This is a genomic window from Phenylobacterium sp., assembly GCF_020253645.1.
Classification (GTDB): domain Bacteria; phylum Pseudomonadota; class Alphaproteobacteria; order Caulobacterales; family Caulobacteraceae; genus Phenylobacterium.
The window spans coordinates 1-5,137 of the sequence record NZ_JADCBG010000142.1 but is presented as its reverse complement, the minus strand read 5'-3'; the positions used below and the strand labels follow the sequence as shown (position 1 = coordinate 5,137).

Here is a 5,137-nt window from a genome sequence, read left to right as displayed (position 1 = left end):
GGCTTCGACCCTTCCGACGCCATCATCGTCATCGCCTCGACCAACCGGCCCGACGTGCTCGACCCCGCCCTGCTGCGTCCGGGCCGTTTTGACCGCCAGGTGGTGGTGGGCAATCCCGACGTGAACGGCCGAGAGCGCATCCTGCGCGTCCACATGCGCAATGTGCCCCTGGCGGCGGACGTGGACATCCGCACCATCGCCCGCGGCACGCCGGGCTTCTCGGGCGCGGACCTGGCCAACCTGGTCAACGAGGCCGCCCTGATGGCCGCCCGCAAGGACCGCAAGATGGTCACCCAGCGCGACTTCGAGGACGCCAAGGACCGGGTCATGATGGGCGCCGAGCGCAAGTCCATGGCCATGACCGACGACGAAAAGCGCCTGACCGCCTATCACGAGGGCGGCCACGCCCTGGTGGCCCTGAGCGTTCCCGCCTCGGACCCCGTCCACAAGGCGACGATCATCCCCCGCGGCCGGGCCCTGGGGATGGTGATGCAGCTGCCGGAGCGGGACCAGTTGTCCATGAGCTACCAGCAGATGACCTCCCGCCTCGCCATCCTGATGGGCGGCCGGCTGGCGGAAGAGATCATCTTCGGCCGGGAGAAGATCACCTCGGGCGCCTCCTCCGATATCGACCAGGCCACCCGTCTGGCCCGGGCGATGGTGACGAAGTGGGGCTTCTCTGACCGGCTGGGGGTCGTCTCCTACGGCGAGAACCAGGATGAGGTCTTCCTCGGTCACTCGGTCTCGCGGACCCAGAACGTTTCAGAAGAGACGGCGCGGATCATCGACGAGGAGGTCAAGCGCCTGGTCCAGAGCGGCTATGACGAGGCCAAGCGCATCCTCACCGAACGGATCGAGGACCTGCACAGGCTCGCCAAGACCCTGCTCGAGTACGAGACCCTGACCGGGGAAGAGATCACCAACGCCCTGAAGGGGGTCATGCCCCGGCGGGACGATCCCGGCGACGCCGGGGTGTTCCAGCCCTCGGTCTCCGTGCCCCTGACCCCCTCGGCGGCCCGCCCCCAGCCCGCGTGAACCCCGTCCAGGCTGACCGGCCCGGACCGCGGGTGATGGGGGTGGTGAACGTCACCCCCGACAGTTTCTCGGATGGCGGCAGGCTGGACAGTGCGGAGGCTGCGGTCGCCCACGCCCTGGCCCTCGAGGCGGAAGGCGCGGATATCCTCGACATCGGCGGGGAGTCCACCCGCCCCGGCGCCGAGCCTGTGTCCGCCGAGGACGAGCTCCGGCGGGTCCTTCCGGTGCTCAAGGCCCTGAGACCCCTCACGCCAGCCAGACTTTCCATCGACACCTGCAAGCCCGAAGTGGCCCGGGCCGCCATCCTGGCCGGGGCTGATATCTGGAATGACGTCACCGCCCTCCGGGCCCCGGGCGCTGCGGAAATGGCGGCGTCCCTCGGATGCGAGGTCGTCCTGATGCACATGCAGGGCGAACCCCGGACCATGCAGGCGGCGCCGCATTACGAGGATGTCCTGGCGGAGGTCTGCGAGTACCTGTCCCACCGTGCGGAGAGGGTGATGGCGGCGGGGGTGGACCGGGACCGGATCTGGATCGACCCGGGGATCGGCTTCGGCAAGACCCTGGCGCACAATCTCGCCCTTTTGGCGGGACTGGAGAGGATTGTCGCCCTGGGGTTCCCGGTTCTCCTCGGCGCCAGCCGCAAGCGCTTCATCCAGGCCATAGGACCGGGGGGCGCCGACCCTGGCGAGCGGCTGGGCGGTTCCCTGGCCGCCGCCCTCGCCGGCGCAAGGGCGGGGATCGCCGCGGTCCGGGTCCACGATGTCGCCGCGACGGTCCAGGCCCTCGCCGTTCAGGCGGCCATCGAATCCGGAGGGGTCAGCCCCGGCCGATGAAGGGCATGGCGGTGGCCATCACGGTCATGAACTGGACGTTGGCGTCGGGCGGGAGACCCGCCATGTAGGCCACCGCCTCGCCCACGGCGGAGACGTCCATGGTCGGTTCAGGGACCAGGCGGCCGTCGGCCTGCAGGACCCCTCGGGACATTCGCGCCGTCATCTCGGTGGCGGCGTTGCCGATGTCGATCTGACCGCAGGCGATCCCGTAGGCGCGGCCATCCAGGCTGGCCTGCCGGGTCAGGCCGGTCATGGCGTGCTTGGTGGCGGTGTAGGCGACCGACCGGGGACGCGGGACCTGGGCCGAGATGGAGCCGTTGTTGATGATGCGCCCTCCCTGCGGCGTCTGGGCCTTCATGCGCCGGAACGCAGCCTGCAGGCACAGGAAGGCGCCGGTCAGGTTGACATCCACCACCCGCCGCCAGTCCTCCAGCGACAGGTCTTCCAGCGGAACCGGCGGCGCGCCCGTCCCGGCGTTGTTGAACAGGAGGTCCACCCGGCCGAAGGCGGCGACAGCGGCGTCGAACAGGGTCTCGACCTGGGCGGGGTCGGCCACGTCGGTGGGCTGGACGAGGAGCCGGGCGCCCTCGGTCGCCTGGGCCCGGGTGGCCGCGAGGGCCTCTGCGCGGCGACCGGCGAGGACGACGGCCCAGCCCCGCGAGGCCAGGGCGAGGGCCGCGGCGCGGCCGATGCCGGAACCGGCGCCGGTGACGACGGCGACGCCCGGGGCGGGGAGGTCAGAAGCGGTCATGGCGTCAGCCTAGGTCAAATCGGCGGCCTGCGCACGGGGGGTGAATCCCCGTCGCCGCTGACCCCCTCCGGCCCGCTTCGCGGTCCACCTCCCCCTGGAAGGGGGAGGAATTGGGGAGCCGGTGGTCACGCTCAAAAGGAACGGAGGCCTCGTGCAATCCGGGGCGGGGCGGGCTAGGAAGGGGGCATGTCCAAGGCGCTGGGAAGAGTCCTGATCATCGCCGGCTCCGATTCAGGGGGCGGCGCCGGCCTTCAGGCCGACCTCAAGGCCGTGACCGCCCTGGGCGGCTTTGCGGCGACGGCCGTCACCGCCCTGACCGTGCAGAACACCCTGGGGGTGAGCGGCGTCCACCCGGTGCCGGCGGCCTTCGTCACGGCCCAGGCCCGGGCTGTGCTGGACGATATCGGGGCCGACGCCCTCAAGACCGGCATGCTGGGCGACCTGGCCATGGTCGAGACCGTCGCGGCGATACTGGACTCCGCGCCCGGCGTTCCCGCCGTCGTCGATCCGGTCATGACCGCCAAGGGCGGCGCCGCCCTTCTGGCCGACGAGGCCATGGACGCGGTCCGCCAACTCATGGTTCCCCGCGCCACCCTTCTCACGCCCAACGCTCCTGAGGCCGAGGCCCTGACCGGGATCGCGGTCGAGACAACCGACGACCTGAGGCGGGCGGGGGAGGCCCTCCTGGCCCTGGGCGCCGGAGCCGTCCTCATGAAGGGCGGGCACCTGTCCGGGGACAGGCTGACCGACATCCTGATCACGCCGTCCGGCGAAACCCTCTTCGAGGCCGACCGTATCGACACCCGCCACACCCACGGGACAGGCTGCACCCTGGCGTCCGCCTGCGCTGCGGGGCTGGCCCAGGGAATGAGCCTGGAGGCCGCCGTCGCGCGGGCCTGGGCCTATGTCCAGGAAGCCATTGCCCGGGCGCCGGGCCTGGGCCGAGGACACGGCCCCCTGGATCACGCCTGGACTCTCCGGGGGCGGGCGTGAAGCACGCCGACGAACTGGAGTTCCTCGTCCGCCAGTCCGACAGCCTGATGTCGGCGCTGAGGGCCGCCCGCGACCTTGACCTGCCCGACTGGCTCATCTTCTCCGGATCCGTCTACCAGAAGGTGTTGAACCACCTGACCGGTCGGCCGGAAACCTATGGCCTGAAGGATTATGACCTCGCCTACTTCGACGCCGGCGACCTCAGCTGGGAGGCTGAGGACAAGGTGATCCGGCGGGCCGCAGCGTCCCTGCCCGCGCCCCTCGACCAACTGTTTGAAGTCCGCAACCAGGCTCGGGTCCACCTCTGGTTCGAAGGACGCTTCGGGGAACCCTATGCGCCGCTGTCGTGCAGCGCCGAGGCGCTTGAGAGGTTCGTCGCGACGGTCAACGCGGTGGGGGTCCGGCTTGAAACCGACGACCGGCTGACCGTGTTCGCCCCCTTTGGACTGGAGGACCTGTTCGGCCTTCGCCTCCGCCCGAACCCGGCGCGGAGCATCCCGGGTTTCCGCGATAAGGTGTCGGGGATCATCGCCCGCTGGCCGGAGGTCCGGATCGAGGCCTGAGGCCGTCCGCCCGGTGGATCGTGCGCCTCAGCGCGACCCGGCGCGCAGGGTCAGGCCCAGGTCGGGGGCGGACGCCACCTGTCCGAGGGTTTCGACGAGCTTGCGGATCTCGATCGGCTTGGAAAGATGGGTATCCATCCCGGCCTGCAGATACTCGGCGACCCGGTGCCCCAGGACATCAGCCGTCAGGGCGATGATCGGCGTCTTCGGCAGGCCCCGATTTCGCTCGAGAGTCCGGATCGCCTGGGTCGCCTCCACACCCCCCATCACCGGCATGTGGATGTCCATGAGGATCACATCGAAGCGACCTGTCTTCCAGGCTGCGACCGCCTTTGCGCCGTCAGGGACAATCTCCAGGCTGTAGCCTACGGCCGCCAGCACGGCCGCGAGAACCTGCTGGTTGGTGGGATTGTCCTCTGCGGCGAGTACGCGAAGAGGCGGCCAGGAGTCCTCGTCGGCGAAGAGGTCGTCCTCCGCCCGGTCTTCGGCGAAGGCCTCGGCGCGCGGCAACGGCGCCGAAAAGCGGAAGGTCGACCCCAGCCCTTCGGTGCTGTCGAAGCTGATGCGTCCGTCCATCATCTGGGCGAGCTCGGCCGAGAGGGCGAGGCCGAGGCCGGTTCCTCCGAACCGCCGGGTGGCCGAGTTGTCGACCTGGACGAACTTGTCGAAGAGCGAGGCGTGCTTGGCCGCCGGGATTCCGATCCCCGTGTCGCGGACCGTCATCACCAGCTGGTCGGCGACCTGATCCACGAGGATCTGGATGGAACCCGAATGCGTGAACTTCACCGCGTTGGAGACCAGGTTGTTCAGAATCTGGCGCAAACGGCCGGAATCCCCACACCAGGCGCCCTCGGCCTGCGGCGTGATCCGGAGCCCGAATTCGAGCCCCTTTTCCCTTGCGGCCGGTGCGAACAGTTCCTGGACTGGTCTGAGTGCCGACGAGAGGTCGAAGGGTTCCT

At 70.0% G+C, this 5,137-nt stretch carries 6 protein-coding genes; 4 read left to right on the top strand and 2 right to left on the bottom strand.

All coding sequences use genetic code 11. The features are described from left to right. Together INE98_RS09965 and folP are read left to right on the top strand one after the other, a co-directional pair. Positions 1–1,035, top strand: a 1,035-nt coding sequence (locus INE98_RS09965; protein WP_293538642.1) for an AAA family ATPase, incomplete at its 5' end; no start/stop codon positions are given. Positions 1,036–1,070: 35 nt separating this feature from the next. Beyond that, positions 1,071–1,871: a dihydropteroate synthase gene (folP, locus tag INE98_RS09960; protein WP_293538645.1), complete on the top strand. Its 801-nt coding sequence runs from the start codon at positions 1,071–1,073 to the stop codon at positions 1,869–1,871. Here folP and INE98_RS09955 read toward each other — a convergent pair. Further along, positions 1,855–2,622: an SDR family oxidoreductase gene (locus tag INE98_RS09955; RefSeq protein WP_293538641.1), complete on the bottom strand. Its 768-nt coding sequence runs from the start codon at positions 2,620–2,622 to the stop codon at positions 1,855–1,857. The genes folP and INE98_RS09955 overlap by 17 nt on opposite strands. A 186-nt stretch (positions 2,623–2,808) precedes the next feature. On the opposite strand from INE98_RS09955, the gene thiD reads away from it, so the two are divergent. After that, positions 2,809–3,615 (top strand): bifunctional hydroxymethylpyrimidine kinase/phosphomethylpyrimidine kinase, encoded by an 807-nt coding sequence (gene thiD / locus INE98_RS09950; protein WP_293538640.1) that lies wholly within the window; start codon positions 2,809–2,811, stop codon positions 3,613–3,615. Positions 3,616–3,662: 47 nt separating this feature from the next. Beyond that, the gene (locus tag INE98_RS09945; protein WP_293538644.1) at positions 3,663–4,178 is read left to right on the top strand and encodes a nucleotidyltransferase family protein; all 516 of its coding nucleotides are present in this window, start codon (positions 3,663–3,665) and stop codon (positions 4,176–4,178) included. A gap of 27 nt (positions 4,179–4,205) precedes the next feature. Here INE98_RS09945 and INE98_RS09940 read toward each other — a convergent pair. Beyond that, a partial coding sequence (locus tag INE98_RS09940) for an ATP-binding protein (protein ID WP_293538638.1) occupies positions 4,206–5,137 on the bottom strand: 932 nt, incomplete at its 5' end.

Excerpts from the sequence above, each read along its gene's own strand:
- thiD (WP_293538640.1), top strand. The coding sequence starts at position 2,809 with ATGTCCAAGGCGCTGGGAAGAGTCCTGATCATCGCCGGCTCCGATTCA.
- folP (WP_293538645.1), top strand. The coding sequence starts at position 1,071 with ATGGGGGTGGTGAACGTCACCCCCGACAGTTTCTCGGATGGCGGCAGG.
- INE98_RS09955 (WP_293538641.1), bottom strand. The coding sequence starts at position 2,622 with ATGACCGCTTCTGACCTCCCCGCCCCGGGCGTCGCCGTCGTCACCGGC.
- INE98_RS09945 (WP_293538644.1), top strand. The coding sequence starts at position 3,663 with ATGTCGGCGCTGAGGGCCGCCCGCGACCTTGACCTGCCCGACTGGCTC.